The sequence below is a fragment of the Amycolatopsis sp. NPDC104587 genome (genome assembly GCF_055583645.1).
Window position 1 is genome coordinate 607476 of record NZ_JBVJNO010000003.1, and the last position, 15084, is coordinate 622559.

Here is a 15084-nt window from a genome sequence, read left to right on the forward strand (position 1 = left end):
AACTCGACTGTAAACGCGAAGGTGACCACGGCGGGGGTCCGGGGGCGGAGCCCGCCGGGCGGGGTGTGGGGGTTGCACCCCCACAAGACACCGCGGAGGGTTCAAGCGAGCGCCCTCCGCGAGCACGGTTCACCCGAACCCGGAGCGCGGTCCACCCGAACCCGGAGGGAACCCTCCCCACTCTGTCCGTACCCGTGTCGGGCGCCTGAGAGTTTCGCCCGCAGGTTGAGCCGGGCTTGCACCGTCGGCGGGGCCATCAGGCTGTGTCCTGACGACCCGCTTTCCAGAGGCGTCTCGTCCGCGCGGTCCAGGGTGCCTGAGAGGTTCCGGGGAGGACTTGCTCCTTCGGCGCCGAGCTCAAGGTGTGGCTCGGACTCTCCCGCGCGGATTCGTCGACCGCGGGCAGAACCTTACTCGCCTCCCCGCGGCGATGATCACCCGGTCTTGCGTGCGTTGCGGCGCTGGGTGAGCTCGTCCGGTTCGTGCGTCTCGACCACACCGCCGTCGGCGCGCTCGGCCGGGAACTCGTGGATCGTGCCGCTGATCTCCTGCATCGCCCCGCTGACCGCGATGCCGAACACACCCTGGCCGCCCTGGAGCAGATCGACGATCTCCTCCGGCGAGGTGCACTCGTAGACCGTGGTGCCGTCGGAGAACAGCGTCACCTTGGCGAGGTCGCGGACCCCGCGGACCCGCAGGTGGTCGACGGCCACCCGGATGTTCTGCAGGGAGACCCCGGTGTCCAGCAGCCGCTTGACGACCTTGAGGACCAGGATGTCCTTGAACGAGTACAGCCGCTGCGAGCCGGAGCCGTGCGCTGTGCGGATGCTCGGCGCCACCAGCTTCGTGCGCGCCCAGTAGTCCAGCTGGCGGTAGGTGATGCCGGCGATCTGGCACGCCGCCGGACCCCGGTAGCCCACCAGCTCGTCGGGCAGCGAGTCGTCGGGGAACAGCTCACCCTGCTCACCAGTCGCGACCTCGACAGGCTGCTTCTCGGAACCAGCCTCGACCACGCAAGCCTCCCCTCGCCCGACCGGACGGCCGGCGAATGACAGCCGGGGAGTCCCAGGAGCGGGACCCACCGGAGATCAACCGCCACGGTCCGGCCCCAGACCGTGAATCACACCGTGGCGATTTACCTCCTCCGACGGTAAGCGCCAGGAGAACACCGGTCAACGCGACGCGCGGCAAGCCTCAACGACCGGATGAGCCTTTGCGCCGTTCGCCGTACCCCCGGCGCGGTGGTTCAAACCTCTTGCGTCGATTTACTCAGCCGAGTACATTTTTACTCATGCAAGTAAACACCGACCTCATGGCCGAAATGGGCCTCAGCGTGACGGAGGCGGCGCGCCGCGCGCAGATCATCGGCGCGACCATCGGCGTCATCGCCGACCTCGGGTACCGGAAGGCGACGTTCGCCAAGATCAAGGAGCGCGCCGGGCTCAGCAGCACCCGGATGATCTCCTACCACTTCACGAACAAGGCCGGCCTGATGCAGGCCGTGCTGAGCACGGTCGTCGAGACGAAGAACGAGTTCCTCAAGGAGCGCACCGGCGGCGGGGTCGACCCGGCCGACCGGCCCGGCTACCTGCGGGCGCACATCGAGACGTCGATCGCGTTCCTGCGCGCGTACCCGGAGTGCGTCCGGGTGCTGGCGGAGATGTCCGCCAACGCCGACGACGCCGAGGGCTGGGTGATGACGAAGGTCCTGGTCGACGACATGCGGGTGCACGGCCTGGCCCGCCAGCTCAAGCAGGGCCAGGCGGAAGACGCTTTCGGCGTGTTCACGCCCAAGGTGATGGCGATGTCGGTCGCGCAGGCCGTCGACGGGGTCGCCGCGGCCTACGCGGCGGACCTGTCGCTGGACCTGGAGCAGTACGGCCGCGAGGTGGCGGACACCTTCGTCAAAGCGACGGCGCCTTGAGCGCCCGGTCGAGCCGCTCTTCGATGCGGGCCTTCGGGAACGCGCCGACGATCGTCTCGACCGGCTCGCCGCCCGAGAACAGGATCATCGTCGGCAGCGACATGACCTGGTAGGACCGGGTCGTTTCCGGGTTCTCGTCGGCGTTGATCTTGCGGACCGCCAGCTCCCCGGCCCGCTCGGTGGCCAGCTGCGCCAGCACCGGGCCGACCATCCGGCACGGGCCGCACCAGGTGGCCCAGAACTCGACGAGCACGGGGACGTCGCTGCCGAGGACCTCGGGGAACGTGGTGTCGGTGACTTCGGCGACTTCGGACATGACGGGCTCCTTCACGGACGCGGGGATTCGGGCACGACGCACGGATCGGGCGCCTGCCGGGCCAAAGCGCCGGCGAGCTTCGTGGCCAGTTCGGCGCGGATCCCGCCGAGCCGGGCCAGCAGGGCGTCGGCTTCTTCGAGCTTGCGGCGGTAGACCTCGATCGAGCTCGCGCAGGCGTCGCCGGTCTCGTGGCCGCTGCGCAGGCAGTCGACGAACGGGCGGGTCTCGTCGAGGGTCAGGCCGACCGTCTGCAGCGTCTGGATCTCCCGGACCAGCTGCAGGTCGTCCTCGGTGTACTCGCGATAGCCGTTCGCCGAGCGCCGGGCCGCGATGAGGCCCTGGTCCTCGTAAAAACGCAGCGCACGGGTGGTGACACCCGTGCGCTGCGCAAGCTCTCCGATCCGCATGCCTCAGACGCTAGACGTTGACGTCCGCGTCAAGGCAAGGTTCAGGTATCGGCTCCCCGGAAGTCCTCAGGGGACACCGAGTCGAGGAACTCACGGAACTTCTCGACCTCGTCCTCCTGCTCGTCCGGGATGATCAGGCCGGCCTCCTCCAGCACCGCGTCCACGGCGTGGATGGGGACGCCGATCCGCAGGGCCAGCGCGACCGAGTCGCTCGGCCGGGCCGACACCCGGATGTCACCGTCGAAGACGAGCTCGGCGAAGAACGTGCCTTCCTTGAGGTCGGTGATGACGACCTGCTCCAGCTCCCGGCCGAGCGCTCCGATGACCTCTTTCAACAGGTCATGCGTGAGCGGGCGGGCGGGGCGGACGCCCTGCTGCTCCAAGGCGATGGCGGTGGCTTCGACCGAGCCGATCCAGATCGGCAGGTACCGTTCACCCTCGGTCTCCCGCAGCAACAAGATCGGCTGATTCGCGGGCAGCTCGACCCGCACACCGACGACGCGCATCTCGCTCATCGGGCTTCGCCTCCCTCTCGTGCACACGGGCTTCAGCGTGGGAACGGCTTGCGCCGCCACTGCCGACGCTACCCGTCATCCGTGCGCTGTGCTCGCTGTCCGGACTCTCTCGGTTCGCCTGCCGCAAACCCTGGGTCTCACGGTACGGCATGAAGGTCCGAACATTCAGTCATTGACATGGGACCGCAAAGAGGATCTCACCGCCCCGTTACGGATCAACACCCGGAGACGCCACGGATTCCGGCCTTGACGAGGAGCGTGTGCAGGGTCACGGACAGTGCCGCGAGCTCCCGGACGACTTCGTCGGCCCGTTGTTTGGCCTCCGGGTCACGGTGCCGATACACCGGTGTCACGATCTGCTCCAACAACCCGACCTCACGGTCGGCCGCGGCGCGGAAGGCACGCAGGTGTCTCGGCTCGATACCGAATTCGGTCATCGCCTTCACCGTCCGCGCGACCAGGACCGCGTCGGGGTCGAAGAACCCCGCGGGACCGGGCCGGACCAGGCCGTACTGCCGCAGCTCCGCCAGCGCGGCCGCGTCGATGCCGGCCTGCTCCAGGAGGTCCTCCTCGGTGAGGCGGAGCTCCCGGCCCGCGGCGAAGTCGGCCGCCTCGGGCAGGCCGACGTTCTCCGCCGGCGCGTCGATCGGGACCAGCCGGCGCGGCGGGCGGGGCAGGGCCGCGACGGGCCCGGCTCCCGAGTCCGCCGCGTCCAGCTGCTCCTTGATGACCTTCAACGGGAGGTAGTGGTCCCGCTGGGCGGCCAGGACGAACCGGAGGCGCTCCACGTCCGCCGCGGCGAACTGCCGGTACCCCGAAGGCGTCCGGCCCGGCTGGACCAGGCCTTCCGCTTCGAGGAACCGGATCTTGGAGATGGTGACATCGGGGAAGTCACCGCGCAGCTGCGCCAGTACGGCCCCGATGCTCAGCCCGGAGCTCTGTGGCCGCCCGGCCGCCGTCACTGCGCCCCCTGGCCCCCGTGCCCCGGGCCGGTCAGGAAGACCAGGCGGAACTTCCCGATCTGGACCTCGTCGCCGCCCGCGAGGACGGCCTGGTCGACCGGCTCCCGGTTGACGTAGGTGCCGTTGAGGCTGCCGACGTCGATGACGACGAACTCGCCGCCCTCACGCCGGAACTCGGCGTGCCGGCGGGAGACCGTGACGTCGTCCAGGAAGATGTCGCTGTCCGGGTGCCGTCCGGCGCTGGTGGTGTCGCGGTCGAGCAGGAACCGCGAACCCGCGTTGGGCCCGCGCTTCACGACCAGCAGCGCCGAACCCGCCGGCAGGGCGTCGACACCCTGGACGGGCGCCTCCGCGGCGGGGGCGGACTCGTGGCCTTCGGCTTCGGCCAGGAAGTCGGCCCGGAAGACAGAGGTCCGCTCCGGAGACTGCTCCGGGGGAACGCCGCCGGGCCCGTCGTTCGTGCTCACCTGAGCTCTCCTCCACACATGCTGTGTTGCCTAGTACTCAAGAACGTGTAGCTGCCAACGTACCGTGCCTGATCGATTCTCCGAGCCCCGGCTCCCCGAACCGGCGCAGTGCCGGTCCGGCGGCTCGCCGACGGGGTTCAGCCCTTGGTCAGGGCGTCGTACGCTTCGGCTTCGAGCAGGGCTTCGAGCCCCGCCGGGTCGTCGAGCCGGATCTCGATCAGCCAGCCCTCGCCGTAGGGGTCGCTGTTGATCAGCTCGGGCGAGTCGGCGACACCGTCGTTGACCGCGACGACCTCGCCGTCGACCGGCGCGAACAGCTCGGAAACGCTCTTGGTCGACTCGACCTCGCCGAAGACGTCCCCGGCGCTCACCTGACGCCCGACCTCGGGCAGGTCGACGAAGACGACGTCGCCGAGCTGGTCCTGCGCGTACTCGGTGATGCCGATCCGGACGAGGGTGTCCTCGCCGCGGGTGGCGACCCACTCGTGTTCCTCGGTGTAACGAAGCTCTTCAGGAGCGGACACCGCCGGTCCCCTTTCATGCCCTCGCTGGCGAAACGTGCTGGGCGAAGTCTTACACCCACACGGCCCAGCCGCCGGGCACGACCCGGGAAAGCGGCGCGCTCAGTCCTCGCCCGCGCCGCGCAGCGCGTTGCGCGCCTGCACGACGTAGAGCACGCCGGACCAGACGTAGAGGACGCCGCCCCAGATGGTGAAGGCGTAGCCGATCGGCCGGGCGACCGCGGCGACGTCCGAGCCACCCTGCGCGAGCAGCAGGAACGGGAAGGCGTACATCAGCACGAAGGTCGCGCCCTTGCCGATGTAGGTGACCTCCGGCGGGGCGAAGCCGCGGCGGCGCAGCGTCAGGACGCAGAGGCCGAGCACGGCTTCGCGGACCACCAGCGGGACCACGACCCACCAGGGGATGATGTCGCGGACCAGGAACGCGATGAGCGTCGCGAGGATGTAGAGCCGGTCGGCCGCCGGGTCGAGCAGCTGGCCCAGCCGCGACATCTGGTTGAGCCAGCGGGCCAGCTTGCCGTCGAGCCAGTCGGTGAGGGCGCTGAACACCAGCAGCGCCAGCGCCCAGCCGTCCTCCTCCGGGCCGAGCAGCAGCCAGAGGAACACCGGGACGCCGGCCAGCCGCAGGAGCGACAGCATGTTGGGGACGTTGAACGCCTGCCTCAGCAGGGACGGCTCGGTGACGTCCGCCGGAGCGGCTGGTTCGGGGGCGGCTGTGCTCACCTGGTCAGCCTAGAGCTTGCTTCAGCACGCGCGGCGGTGGCTCCAGCCGCGCCGGCGCAGTTCGGCGCTGCTCAGCGCCTCGGGGCGGCCGCGGTAGTCGGTGCCCATCCAGCGGGCGCGGCCGGGGCGCGCCTCGAGGACGTACGGGCGGCCGCAGCACCAGACGACGGTGCTGGGGACGGTCGGCGGGTTGGCGGGGTCGTCGGTGCTGGTTTCGGGGCTGGTCACAGCGTCGGCGTTCATCGCTCTCACGGGCCCGGGACGGGGTCGGGGACGGGGAAGCTCTTCGGCCTCCACCAAGACCTTCGGCACGCGAAGCCGGATCGTTAACGGGAACGGCCGGAATTACACCGATCGATTCCGGATGGCAGTCTGAGGTTTCGGAGCGTGAACGGCATGTTAACTGTCCATTGTGGACATCAATTCGGCGGCCACCGGACCGGGCCGCCACCCGGCTGGAGTAATCTCCGGCACACCCGTGGGCGAGTCGGTCCACGGCGCTGGAGCCCGGAGGGGCCGGAATGTCCGGACCAGCACAGGCGCGGGGAGGAACGATCGCGGTGCCCCACCCGACCACCACGAGGACGTGGCGGCCGTTGCTCGCGGCGTGCCTCGCCGTCCCGGCCCTCGCGGCGTGTTCGGCCGAGCAGGCCGCCCAGGCGCCGGCGTCGTCCACGCCCCCGGTGACCTCGGCTTCCAAGCCGACGTCCACCGGCACGCCTCCCCCACCGCCCGCCGAGGGCAGCTCGTCCGCGCCCGCGCCGGTGACGAAGCCGTCCGGCGCGCCGCCGTCGGTGCCCGGGTCGTGCGGCACCGTGACCGCGGCCAGCGGGCTGACGCTTTACGTGTTCGACAGCGGCTCCGCCGGCGTCAGCTGCGTCGCGGCGACGAAGCTGGTCGGCGACTTCCACCGCAAGATCGCCGGGCGCCAGGGCGCCGGTTCGAACGACGCGGTGAACGAGACCGTCGACGGCTGGCTGTGCACCTCCGGGCCGCCCGCCGCACAGGGCGGCACCACCTGCACCAAGGGCGAGCAGACGGTGTTCGCCGCCGTCGTGCCGTCCGAGTGAACCTGTCCCGTTTTAGTTCCTGAAGGGCCCATGAAGACTCTCGCGTACCCCTTGCTGCTCGTCGCCGCGTCCGCCGCACTGGCCGCCTGCGCCGGCGCGGACCCGGCACCCACGGCGCCCCAGTCCGCCGTACCCGCCGCAGCCGCGGCGGCCGGGTCCACGGCCCCGGGCGTCCCGTGCGGCGACGTCCCGGGCGCGGGCGGCGCGAAGACGACGGTGACCGCCCACGGCCAGGTCGACTGCGCCGCGGCGACGAAGCTGCTGAAGGACTACTTCGCGAAGTTGACTCCGGCGGAGGCGAGCTCACCGGACGGGCCGGGGCCGGTGGTCCTGGACGAGTGGACGTGCGGCAGCGGCGCGAACGACCCGGTGACAGCGTGCTCGACCGAGGACGGCCGTCAGGTCGAGGGAACTCGCGCCTGACGAGCGCCACTCGACCAAGGCCGCCCCGGGACACTCACCGCGAGCCTTCGTACCGAGCCGCGATCGCAGCGGCGCGGTCGCGCAAAGCGGCTCGTAGCGAGGCCGGAGTCAGAGCTTCCGCGTCCGCGCCGAGCTGCCACAGTGCCCACTCGGCGTGGCGCAGATCCTGAAACGTCGCCTCGAGCCGCACCCACCCCTCCGCGTCCGGTTCCGCCGCGCGGACAGCCACCGCCATACCCAGCAGCTCCTCCTGCCGCCCCGGCCGCACTCGCACGAGCACCGGGAGATGGTCGGTGGACAGGAACCGCGCGCACCGATCGCGCCAGATCCGGTCCAGATCGACCCGGTCCGCGCGCTCGGCCGGCTCCGACAGCTCCGAGGCCGCCGACACGCGCGACAGCCGGTAAGTGCGGTCGGCACCCGATCTCGTGGCGAGCAGGTAGCCGCGGTCGCGGACCGTGACCAGGCCGATCGGGTCCACCGTGCGCCACCCCGGCTCCTGGTTCGCCGCCGCGTACCGGATGCGCAGCTTGTGTCCGGCGAGCACCGCGCGCCGGATCTCGGTGACCACCCCGCCGGGCAGTTCCTCGGTGGCCGGACGGCGGGAAAGCAGGTCGGTCTCCGGCTCGACGAGGATGCGCCGGGCCGCGTCGCTCGCCGTCGTGCGGGGGCCGTCCGGGAGTGCGTCGACCACCTTGCGCATCGCCGACGCGAGCGCCGAGCCGAGGCCGAACGCCTGCTCGCCGCGCCCCGATCCGGCGGTCAGCAGCGCCAGGGCCTCCTCGTGGTTCAGCCCGGTGAGCTCGGTCCGGAACCCGGGCAGCAGCGCGAACCCGCCGTGCCGCCCGCGCTCGGCGTAGACCGGGACACCCGCCGCGGACAGCGCTTCGATGTCGCGGAGCACGGTCCGGGTGGACACCTCCAGCTCGCGGGCGAGCGTCTCCGCGCTCAGCCGGCCGCGCTGCCGCAGCAGCAGCACCAGCGAGACCAGCCGGTCGGCGCGCATACCGGAACCTTAGCGAATACACGACAGAGGATGTCGTGATTCACCGCGAAGCTCGGGCTCTCGACAACAAGAAGGAGCCGAAGTGGCAGTGGAACGAACGGCGGTCAACCCGTGGCCGTGGTCGGTGGAGCTGGGGTTCAACCAGGGCGAGGTCGTCTCCGGACACACCCGGACCCTCTACTGCTCCGGGCAGACGGCGATGAACGCCGAAGGGAAACCGGAGCACGAAGGTGACATCGCCGCGCAGCTGGCGCTGAGCCTGGACAACCTGGAGGCCGTCCTCGCCGAAGCGGGCATGGCACTGGCGAACCTCGTCCGGTTGACCGTCTACACCACCGACGTCGACCTGCTGTTCCCGCACTACGGCTTGCTGGCAGCACGGCTGGGCGCCGCCGGGGTCGCCCCGCCGACCACCATGCTCGGCGTGACGCGGCTGGCGATCCCCGGCCGGCTCGTCGAGCTGGAGGGGACCGCCGGCGCCTGAGCGGAGCGCCGCGAGGTCAGGACTTCAGGTCCGGGAAGTCCTCCTCGCGGAACTCCGTGCCCTCCCCGCGCGCCGGGTCGTTCTCGCGGCCGCGCAGCTCGACGCGGCGGATCTTGCCCGAGATCGTCTTCGGCAGGTCCGCGAACTCGAGCCGCCGGATCCGCTTGTACGGCGCCAAGTGCTCGCGGCAGTACGCGAGGATCGCCTTCGCCGTCTCGGGCGTCGGTTCGTGGCCGGCCGCCAGCACGACGTACGCCTTGGGCACCGCGAGCCGGATCGGGTCCGGCGCCGGGACGACCGCCGCCTCCGCGACCGCCTCGTGCTCGATCAGCACGCTCTCCAGCTCGAACGGCGAGATCCGGTAGTCCGACGCCTTGAAGACGTCGTCCGTGCGCCCGACGTAGGTGATGTAGCCGCGTTCGTCGATCGAACCGACGTCCCCGGTGTGGTAGAAGCCGTTGGCGAACGCCGCCGACGTCCGCTCGTCGTCGTCCGCGTAGCCGGTCATCAGGCCGACCGGGCGGTGGTCGAGGTCGAGGCAGATCTCGCCCTCCGTCGCGCGCTCGCCGCTGACCGGGTCGACCAGCGCCACCACGAACCCGGGCAGTGGCCGGCCCATCGAGCCGGGCACGACGTCCTGGCCGGGCGTGTTGGCGATCTGGACGCTGCTTTCGGTCTGGCCGAAGCCGTCGCGGATGGTGACGCCCCACGACTGCCGGACCTGCTCGATCACCTCGGGGTTGAGCGGCTCCCCCGCGCCGACGACCTTCTTCGGCGGGGTCTTCAACGCCGTCAGGTCGGCCTGGATCAGCATCCGCCACACCGTCGGCGGCGCGCAGAAGCTGGTGATCCCGCACCGGTCCATCTGGGCCATCAGCGCGTTCGCGTCGAAGCGGTTGTAGTTGAAGAGGAACACCGTCGCTTCGGCGTTCCACGGCGCGAAGACGTTGCTCCACGCGTGTTTCGCCCAGCCGGGCGAGGAGATGTTCAGGTGGACGTCGCCCGGTTCCAGGCCGATCCAGTACATCGTGGACAGATGGCCCACCGGGTAGGAGACCTGCGTGTGCTGCACCAGTTTCGGCTTCGCCGTCGTGCCGGAGGTGAAGTACAGCAGCATCGGGTCGGCCGCCCGGGTCGGGCCGTCCGGAGCGAACTCCGGCGACTGCGCGAACGCGGCGGAGTACTGCTGCCAGCCCTCGACCGGCTCCCCGACCGCGATCCGCGTGTAGTCACCCTCGACGCCGTCGAACTTCGGCGCGTCCACCGACCGGACGACGACGTGCTTCGCCGCGCCGCGCTCGACGCGGTCGGTGAGGTCGGCCGGGCCGAGCAGGGTGGACGCCGGGATGATCACGGCGCCGAGCTTGATCGCGGCGAGGATCGTCTCCCACAGCTCACCCTGGTTACCCAGCATGAGGATCAGCCGGTCGCCGCGGCGGACACCGAGGCCGCGCAGCCAGTTCGCCACCTGGTTGGACCGGCCGGACATCTCCGGGTAGGTCCAGCGGTTCTCGGTGCCGTCCTCCTCGACGATCCACAGCGCGTACCGCTCGGCGTTGTCCGGGTCGTGCGCGACGACGTCGAACCAGTCGATCGCCCAGTTGAACTCGTCGAACTCCGGCCAGGCGAAGTCCCGGTACGCCGTGTCGTAGTCCTCGCGGTGGGTCTGCAGGTAGTCCCGCGCCACGCGGAACGCGTGATGGACTTCCGAAGCGGTCACGCTGCCTCCTTCTTGCTACTCGCCCTTGAACTCCGGCGCGCGCCGCTCCATGAAAGCCTGGACCGCCTCGCCGAGGTCCTTGCTGGGCAGGAACGCCGAGTTCCACGCCGCGACGTACCGGAGGCCGTCGGCGACCTGGCGCTCGGTGTTCGTCGCCAGTACCTGCTTCGTACCCTGCACCACGAGCGGCGGGTTCGCAGCGATCTCGCCGGCGAGTTCCCGCGCGGCGGCCAGCAGCGCGTCCTGGTCGGCGTAGACGTCGTTGACGAGCCCGATCTTCTCCGCGCGGGCCGCGGTGATGTCCTTGCCGGTCAGCGCCAGCTCGCGCAGGTGCCCTTCGCCGACGATGCTCGCGAGCCGCTGGAGGCTACCCAGGTCGGCCACGATGGCGACGCGCACCTCGCGGACGCTGAACTTGGCATCGGCGCTGGCCAGGCGGACGTCCGCGGCGGCGACCACGTCGACCCCGCCGCCGATGCACCAGCCGGAAACGGCCGCGACGACCGGTTTGCGGCATTCCGCGATCGAGCTGACGGCCGCCTGCAGCGTCTTGACCTGGTCGAGGAAGGCCGTCCGCGGCCCGGCGAGGCTGTCACCGCCGAGCATCGGGGCCCAGTCGCCCATCATCGCCGGCAGGTCGAGGCCGTAGGAGAAGTGCGACCCACTGCCGGTGAGCACGACGGCCCTGACCTGCGGGTCGGCGTCGAGCGCGCGGAACACCAGCGGCAGCTCGCGCCAGAAGTCCGGGCCCATCGCGTTGCCCTTGGACGGGCCGAGCAGGGTCACTTCGGCCACGTGGCCGTCGACGTCGACCTTGAGGGAGACGAGGTCGGGCAGACTGTCAGCAGTAGCGGTCATGGGGTCATCTTGACCCATGGTCGCGGCGAGCCGCCATTGGCACGTTGTCAACTGACGCGCGAGTCACTGTGCCAACGTGGTCACGGGATGTTTTCCTGGACGTAAGGTGACCACGACGCGGGGAGGACGGTGGGACATGAGCCCGGCCAGCAGCGCGACCCTGATCGAACCGGAGCCCCCGGCCGCCCGGCGCGAGTCCCGCCCGATCGAGCTGACCGGGTCGTTCGACCACGACGGCCACCGGCTCTGGTACACCGAGTTCGGCAGCGGCGAGAAGGTCGTCGTGCTCACCCACGGCATCATGCTGACCCGCCGGATGCACGCGCCGCTCGCGCGCCGGCTGGCCCGCGCGGGGTTCCGGGTGGTCACGCTCGACCTGCTCGGCCACGGCGACTCGGACCGCCCGACCGAGTCGTGGCTGTACTCGATGCCGTCCTTCGCCGAGCAGACCCTGGCGTTGCTCGACCACCTCGAGGTGGAGTCGGCGGTGATCGGCGGGACGTCGCTCGGGGCGAACGTCTCGCTGGAAGTGGCGGTGTCGGCGCCTTCGCGCGCTCGCGGCCTGATCGTCGAGATGCCGGTGCTGGACAACGCGATCGTCGCGGGGCTGTTCACGTTCGCCCCGCTGCTGATGGCGGCCCGCTTCCTGCCGGTGACGGTGCAGGCGGTGGCGCTGGCGGCTTCCCTGGTGCCGCACGGGAACCAGTGGGTCGACGTCGTCACGGACACGCTCTCCCAGCGCCCGGCCCCGATGGCGGCGTTGCTGCACGGGGTGCTGTTCGGCCGCATCGCGCCGCCGAAGTCGGTGCGCCGCAAGATCTCGACGCGCGCGCTGGTGATCGGCCACCAGGGTGACCCGATCCACCCGTTCGGTGACGCGGACACCCTGGCGGTGGACATGCCGGCGGCGGAGTTCGTCCAGGCCCGCAGCCCGGTGGAGCTCAGGCTGGACCCGACCCGGCTGTCCGACGCGATCCGGGACTTCGCCGCGAGCTGCTACGAAGACTGAACCGCGTGCGCCGGGCCGGAACTCGCGTGATCAGACCCGGAACTCGCGTGATCAGGCGCGTATTCCTACGCTCGGTCGATCGGGACCAAGCCGGCCACCGGGCCGATCACGATGATCGCCGGGGGGCGGACGCCGGAAGCCGCCGCGTCGGTGACCACCGTGTCCAAAGTGGACCGGAGGACCCGCTGGGTGCGCATCGTGCCGTCCTCGACGATCGCGACCGGGGTGTCGGACGGGCGGCCGCCGTCCAGGAGGGCCTTCGCGAACTGCGGGAGCCGCTCGACGCCCATCATCAGCACGATCGTGCCGCGCATGCGTGCCAGGAGCTCCCAGTCGACCAGTGAGCGGCGGTCGCCGGGCGCGACGTGGCCGGAGACCACCACCACCTCGTGCGCGACGCCGCGGTGGGTCACCGGGACGTCCGCCACCGCCGGGACCGCGAACGCGCTCGTGATGCCCGGGACCATCGTCACCGGGACCCCCGCCTCCGCGCAGGCGAGCACCTCTTCGAAGCCGCGGCCGAACAGGTACGGGTCGCCGCCCTTGAGGCGGACGACGAACTTGCCCTCCTTGGCGCGCTCGATCAGCGTCTGGTTGATGACGTCCTGGCTGGCCGCGCGGCCGTACGGGATCTTGGCCGCGTCGACGACCTCGACCTCCGGCGCGAGCTCGTCCAGCAGCTCGCGCGGCGCCAGCCGGTCGACGACCACGACGTCCGCGCGCGAGAGCAGCCGGCGGCCGCGGACCGTGATCAGCTCCGGGTCGCCCGGGCCGCCGCCGACCAGCGCGACGCCGGGCAGGCTGCCCTCGGGGTGCGGCCGGCGGCCGTCCTCGATCGTGCCGTTGTGCAGGCCGTCGAGCATCGAGTCGCGCACCGCCGCCGAGCGCAGCGGCTCGCCGCCGGAGAGCACGCCGAACAGCAGGCCGCCGTGGCGGCCGGAGGCCGGGGTCACCGCGGACCCCGACTCGCCCTCGTCGGCGCGGACGCAGAACACCCGCTCGCGCTCGGCCTCGGCGCAGATTTCCGCGTTCACCGCGGGATCGTCGGTGCAGGCCAGCGCGTACCAAGCGTCGCGAAGGTCACCGGCGGTGTAGCGACGCTCGTGCCAGACCAGCTCCCCCGCGTCCACCATCCCCTGCACCGACGGCGTCGTGTGCGGCGACACCAGCTCGACGCGGGCGCCGGCGCTGATCAGCCGCGGCAGCCGTCGTTGGGCGACCGAGCCGCCGCCGAACATCACGACGCGGCGGCCGGACAGCTGGAGGCCGGAAAGGTAGTGCGGGTCGTCCATGGCCGGGAGTTTATTGACGGTTCACCCGTGCGCCAGCCCAGCGTGCGTTACGCCACCCGGAACACCGGTCCGCGCGCCACGAATGGCAGCCGCGCGCCGGTCGAGGCGCTCCGGGCGCACTCGGCCCGGGCGCGGGATGTCCGGCGTCGCCGACTGGCGGCGTGACGCGGTGCAGGAGGTCCGAGAGCCTGTGCCAGGACCGCGGCGTCGAGAACGGCTCTTCGATCCTCGACGGCGGTGTTCAGCAGGACCTCGGGCAGCTGGGCGGGCGTGAGCTGGGCGGGCAAGCGTGGACCTCCTGAGTCAGGACATCCCGGTGCGACGCCCCGTTCGTACGCCCATGATCGCGCGCCCGCCCAGCGTGCGCACCCGATTCAGCCGGCGCGCCCCGAGGCCGGGTACGGCAGGAGCGCCATCTCACGCGCGTTCTTGATCGCCGTGGCGACCTGTTTCTGTTGCTGCGGCGTCAATCCCGTCACCCGCCGGGCGCGGATCTTGCCCCGGTCGGAGATGAACTTCCGCAGCAGGTCGACGTCCTTCCAGTCGACGTGCGTGATCTTGCTGGCGCGCAGCAGGTTCACCCGGCGCTTGCCGGGCCGGTCGCGGTTCGGCTTCGGCATCCGGCTCACCAGCTCGACTTCGTGACGCCGGGCAGCTCGCCGTGGTGCGCGGCCTGGCGCATCTTCACCCGGGACAGCCCGAACTTCCGCAGGTACCCGCGCGGGCGTCCGTCGGAAGCGTCCCGGTTGCGGATCCGCGTCGGGCTCGCGTCACGCGGCAGCTTCTGCAGCGCGACGACCGCCTCGCCCTTCTCGGCCGGCGAAGCCGAGGGCGAGGCGATGACGGCCTTGAGCGCGCGACGGCGTTCGACGTAGCGCGCGGCGACCACCTTCCGCTGCTCGTTCTTCGCGATCTTGGACTTCTTCGCCATCAGCGCTCTTCCTTGAACTCGACGTGCTTGCGCGCGACCGGGTCGTACTTGCGCAGGACCATCCGGTCGGGGTCGTTCCGCCGGTTCTTCTTCGTGACGTACGTGTAGCCCGTGCCGGCGGTCGACCGCAGCTTGATGATCGGGCGGACGTCGGTGCTCTTCGCCATTACAGCTTCACTCCCCTTGCCTTCAGTTCGGCGACCACGGACTCGATCCCGCGTTTGTCGATCGTTTTCATGCCCTTGGCGGAGACGCGCAGCCGCACCCAGCGGCCCTCGCTCGGCACGAAGTAACGGCGGTTCTGCAAGTTCGGCTCCCAGCGCCGCGACGTGCGGCGGTGCGAGTGCGAGACCTGCTTGCCGTAGCCCGGCTTGCGGCCGGTGACCTGGCAGACAGCGGACACGAACCCTCCCGAGTTGATATCGGTTTTCGTTTTCATCTACTCTACGCACCGTA

The 15084-nt window shown here is 70.9% G+C and carries 23 protein-coding genes and 1 riboswitch; of the genes, 6 read left to right on the top strand and 17 right to left on the bottom strand.

The window, feature by feature from the left end:
• Positions 1-293: 293 nt before the first annotated feature.
• Positions 294-392, bottom strand: a riboswitch (glycine riboswitch).
• 42 nt (positions 393-434) lie between these two features.
• Positions 435-1013 carry a MerR family transcriptional regulator gene (locus tag ACZ61C_RS10950; protein WP_465305274.1) on the bottom strand — a complete coding sequence of 193 codons (579 nt, stop codon included), beginning with the start codon at positions 1011-1013 and terminating at the stop codon, positions 435-437.
• Between the two features lie 278 nt (positions 1014-1291).
• On the opposite strand from ACZ61C_RS10950, the gene ACZ61C_RS10955 reads away from it, so the two are divergent.
• On the top strand, positions 1292-1924 hold the full coding sequence (locus tag ACZ61C_RS10955) for a TetR/AcrR family transcriptional regulator (RefSeq protein WP_465305276.1): 633 nt from the start codon (positions 1292-1294) through the stop codon (positions 1922-1924).
• On the opposite strand, the gene trxA is transcribed toward ACZ61C_RS10955, so the two are convergent.
• From trxA to ACZ61C_RS10995, 8 genes are all read right to left on the bottom strand, one after another.
• Positions 1905-2240: a thioredoxin gene (gene trxA, locus ACZ61C_RS10960; RefSeq protein ID WP_465305278.1), complete on the bottom strand. Its 336-nt coding sequence runs from the start codon at positions 2238-2240 to the stop codon at positions 1905-1907. The two genes, ACZ61C_RS10955 and trxA, sit on opposite strands and share 20 nt — an antisense overlap.
• Before the next feature lie 11 nt (positions 2241-2251).
• A complete protein-coding gene (locus ACZ61C_RS10965) occupies positions 2252-2647 on the bottom strand; it encodes a MerR family transcriptional regulator (protein ID WP_465305280.1) in 396 nt (131 codons plus the stop codon).
• 41 nt (positions 2648-2688) lie between these two features.
• Entirely contained in the window at positions 2689-3162 is a 474-nt protein-coding gene (locus ACZ61C_RS10970; protein WP_009078856.1) for a bifunctional nuclease family protein, read from the bottom strand.
• Between the two features lie 215 nt (positions 3163-3377).
• The gene (ftsR, locus tag ACZ61C_RS10975; RefSeq protein WP_465305282.1) at positions 3378-4124 is read right to left on the bottom strand and encodes a transcriptional regulator FtsR; all 747 of its coding nucleotides are present in this window, start codon (positions 4122-4124) and stop codon (positions 3378-3380) included.
• The gene (gene garA, locus ACZ61C_RS10980; RefSeq protein ID WP_284750621.1) at positions 4121-4591 is read right to left on the bottom strand and encodes a glycogen accumulation regulator GarA; all 471 of its coding nucleotides are present in this window, start codon (positions 4589-4591) and stop codon (positions 4121-4123) included. The genes ftsR and garA overlap by 4 nt, the downstream gene beginning before the upstream one ends.
• 137 nt (positions 4592-4728) lie before the next feature.
• The gene (gcvH, locus tag ACZ61C_RS10985) at positions 4729-5115 is read right to left on the bottom strand and encodes a glycine cleavage system protein GcvH (protein ID WP_465305284.1); all 387 of its coding nucleotides are present in this window, start codon (positions 5113-5115) and stop codon (positions 4729-4731) included.
• 99 nt (positions 5116-5214) lie between these two features.
• Positions 5215-5835: a CDP-alcohol phosphatidyltransferase family protein gene (locus tag ACZ61C_RS10990; protein WP_465305286.1), complete on the bottom strand. Its 621-nt coding sequence runs from the start codon at positions 5833-5835 to the stop codon at positions 5215-5217.
• 21 nt (positions 5836-5856) lie between these two features.
• On the bottom strand, positions 5857-6078 hold the full coding sequence (locus tag ACZ61C_RS10995) for a hypothetical protein (RefSeq protein WP_465305288.1): 222 nt from the start codon (positions 6076-6078) through the stop codon (positions 5857-5859).
• A gap of 278 nt (positions 6079-6356) precedes the next feature.
• Here ACZ61C_RS10995 and ACZ61C_RS11000 point away from each other — a divergent pair, with 278 nt between their 5' ends.
• Both ACZ61C_RS11000 and ACZ61C_RS11005 read left to right on the top strand, forming a co-directional pair.
• Positions 6357-6905, top strand: coding sequence for a hypothetical protein (locus tag ACZ61C_RS11000; protein ID WP_465305290.1), 549 nt, complete (start codon positions 6357-6359; stop codon positions 6903-6905).
• Positions 6906-6935: 30 nt separating this feature from the next.
• Complete coding sequence (locus ACZ61C_RS11005; protein ID WP_465305292.1) at positions 6936-7328, top strand: hypothetical protein; 393 nt, start codon at positions 6936-6938, stop codon at positions 7326-7328.
• A gap of 34 nt (positions 7329-7362) precedes the next feature.
• On the opposite strand, the gene ACZ61C_RS11010 is transcribed toward ACZ61C_RS11005, so the two are convergent.
• Positions 7363-8334, bottom strand: coding sequence for a helix-turn-helix transcriptional regulator (locus ACZ61C_RS11010; RefSeq protein WP_465305294.1), 972 nt, complete (start codon positions 8332-8334; stop codon positions 7363-7365).
• A gap of 88 nt (positions 8335-8422) precedes the next feature.
• Here ACZ61C_RS11010 and ACZ61C_RS11015 point away from each other — a divergent pair, with 88 nt between their 5' ends.
• The gene (locus ACZ61C_RS11015; protein WP_465305647.1) at positions 8423-8818 is read left to right on the top strand and encodes a RidA family protein; all 396 of its coding nucleotides are present in this window, start codon (positions 8423-8425) and stop codon (positions 8816-8818) included.
• 16 nt (positions 8819-8834) lie between these two features.
• On the opposite strand, the gene ACZ61C_RS11020 is transcribed toward ACZ61C_RS11015, so the two are convergent.
• Positions 8835-10538 carry an AMP-binding protein gene (locus ACZ61C_RS11020; RefSeq protein WP_465305296.1) on the bottom strand — a complete coding sequence of 568 codons (1704 nt, stop codon included), beginning with the start codon at positions 10536-10538 and terminating at the stop codon, positions 8835-8837.
• A gap of 15 nt (positions 10539-10553) precedes the next feature.
• Positions 10554-11396 (bottom strand): crotonase/enoyl-CoA hydratase family protein, encoded by an 843-nt coding sequence (locus tag ACZ61C_RS11025; protein ID WP_465305298.1) that lies wholly within the window; start codon positions 11394-11396, stop codon positions 10554-10556.
• Between the two features lie 136 nt (positions 11397-11532).
• Here ACZ61C_RS11025 and ACZ61C_RS11030 point away from each other — a divergent pair, with 136 nt between their 5' ends.
• A complete protein-coding gene (locus tag ACZ61C_RS11030) occupies positions 11533-12405 on the top strand; it encodes an alpha/beta fold hydrolase (RefSeq protein WP_465305300.1) in 873 nt (290 codons plus the stop codon).
• Positions 12406-12470: 65 nt separating this feature from the next.
• Here the strand turns inward: ACZ61C_RS11030 and cobA are convergent, their stop codons facing one another.
• On the bottom strand, positions 12471-13697 hold the full coding sequence (gene cobA, locus ACZ61C_RS11035; protein ID WP_465305302.1) for a uroporphyrinogen-III C-methyltransferase: 1227 nt from the start codon (positions 13695-13697) through the stop codon (positions 12471-12473).
• A 161-nt stretch (positions 13698-13858) separates the two neighbouring features.
• Between cobA and ACZ61C_RS11040 the strand changes: the two genes are divergently transcribed.
• Positions 13859-13999, top strand: coding sequence for a hypothetical protein (locus ACZ61C_RS11040; protein WP_465305303.1), 141 nt, complete (start codon positions 13859-13861; stop codon positions 13997-13999).
• 72 nt (positions 14000-14071) lie between these two features.
• On the opposite strand, the gene rpsR is transcribed toward ACZ61C_RS11040, so the two are convergent.
• The 4 genes from rpsR to rpmB are packed head-to-tail and all read right to left on the bottom strand — an operon-like array spanning position 14072 to position 15031.
• Positions 14072-14326, bottom strand: a complete 255-nt coding sequence (rpsR, locus tag ACZ61C_RS11045; protein ID WP_465305305.1) for a 30S ribosomal protein S18 — start codon at positions 14324-14326, stop codon at positions 14072-14074.
• Entirely contained in the window at positions 14323-14628 is a 306-nt protein-coding gene (rpsN, locus tag ACZ61C_RS11050) for a 30S ribosomal protein S14 (protein ID WP_465305307.1), read from the bottom strand. Before rpsN ends, rpsR begins: the two co-directional genes overlap by 4 nt.
• Positions 14628-14795, bottom strand: coding sequence for a 50S ribosomal protein L33 (gene rpmG, locus ACZ61C_RS11055; protein ID WP_003091682.1), 168 nt, complete (start codon positions 14793-14795; stop codon positions 14628-14630). Before rpmG ends, rpsN begins: the two co-directional genes overlap by 1 nt.
• Positions 14795-15031: a 50S ribosomal protein L28 gene (gene rpmB, locus ACZ61C_RS11060; RefSeq protein WP_465305309.1), complete on the bottom strand. Its 237-nt coding sequence runs from the start codon at positions 15029-15031 to the stop codon at positions 14795-14797. The genes rpmG and rpmB overlap by 1 nt, the downstream gene beginning before the upstream one ends.
• Positions 15032-15084: the final 53 nt, after the last annotated feature.

Excerpts from the sequence above, each read along its gene's own strand:
- ACZ61C_RS10995 (WP_465305288.1), bottom strand. The coding sequence starts at position 6,078 with ATGAACGCCGACGCTGTGACCAGCCCCGAAACCAGCACCGACGACCCC.
- trxA (WP_465305278.1), bottom strand. The coding sequence starts at position 2,240 with ATGTCCGAAGTCGCCGAAGTCACCGACACCACGTTCCCCGAGGTCCTC.
- ACZ61C_RS10955 (WP_465305276.1), top strand. The coding sequence starts at position 1,292 with ATGCAAGTAAACACCGACCTCATGGCCGAAATGGGCCTCAGCGTGACG.
- ACZ61C_RS11030 (WP_465305300.1), top strand. The coding sequence starts at position 11,533 with ATGAGCCCGGCCAGCAGCGCGACCCTGATCGAACCGGAGCCCCCGGCC.
- ACZ61C_RS11010 (WP_465305294.1), bottom strand. The coding sequence starts at position 8,334 with ATGCGCGCCGACCGGCTGGTCTCGCTGGTGCTGCTGCTGCGGCAGCGC.
- ACZ61C_RS11025 (WP_465305298.1), bottom strand. The coding sequence starts at position 11,396 with ATGACCGCTACTGCTGACAGTCTGCCCGACCTCGTCTCCCTCAAGGTC.
- ACZ61C_RS11000 (WP_465305290.1), top strand. The coding sequence starts at position 6,357 with ATGTCCGGACCAGCACAGGCGCGGGGAGGAACGATCGCGGTGCCCCAC.
- ACZ61C_RS11005 (WP_465305292.1), top strand. The coding sequence starts at position 6,936 with ATGAAGACTCTCGCGTACCCCTTGCTGCTCGTCGCCGCGTCCGCCGCA.
- rpmG (WP_003091682.1), bottom strand. The coding sequence starts at position 14,795 with ATGGCGAAGAGCACCGACGTCCGCCCGATCATCAAGCTGCGGTCGACC.
- rpsN (WP_465305307.1), bottom strand. The coding sequence starts at position 14,628 with ATGGCGAAGAAGTCCAAGATCGCGAAGAACGAGCAGCGGAAGGTGGTC.
- cobA (WP_465305302.1), bottom strand. The coding sequence starts at position 13,697 with ATGGACGACCCGCACTACCTTTCCGGCCTCCAGCTGTCCGGCCGCCGC.
- ACZ61C_RS10970 (WP_009078856.1), bottom strand. The coding sequence starts at position 3,162 with ATGAGCGAGATGCGCGTCGTCGGTGTGCGGGTCGAGCTGCCCGCGAAT.
- ACZ61C_RS10965 (WP_465305280.1), bottom strand. The coding sequence starts at position 2,647 with ATGCGGATCGGAGAGCTTGCGCAGCGCACGGGTGTCACCACCCGTGCG.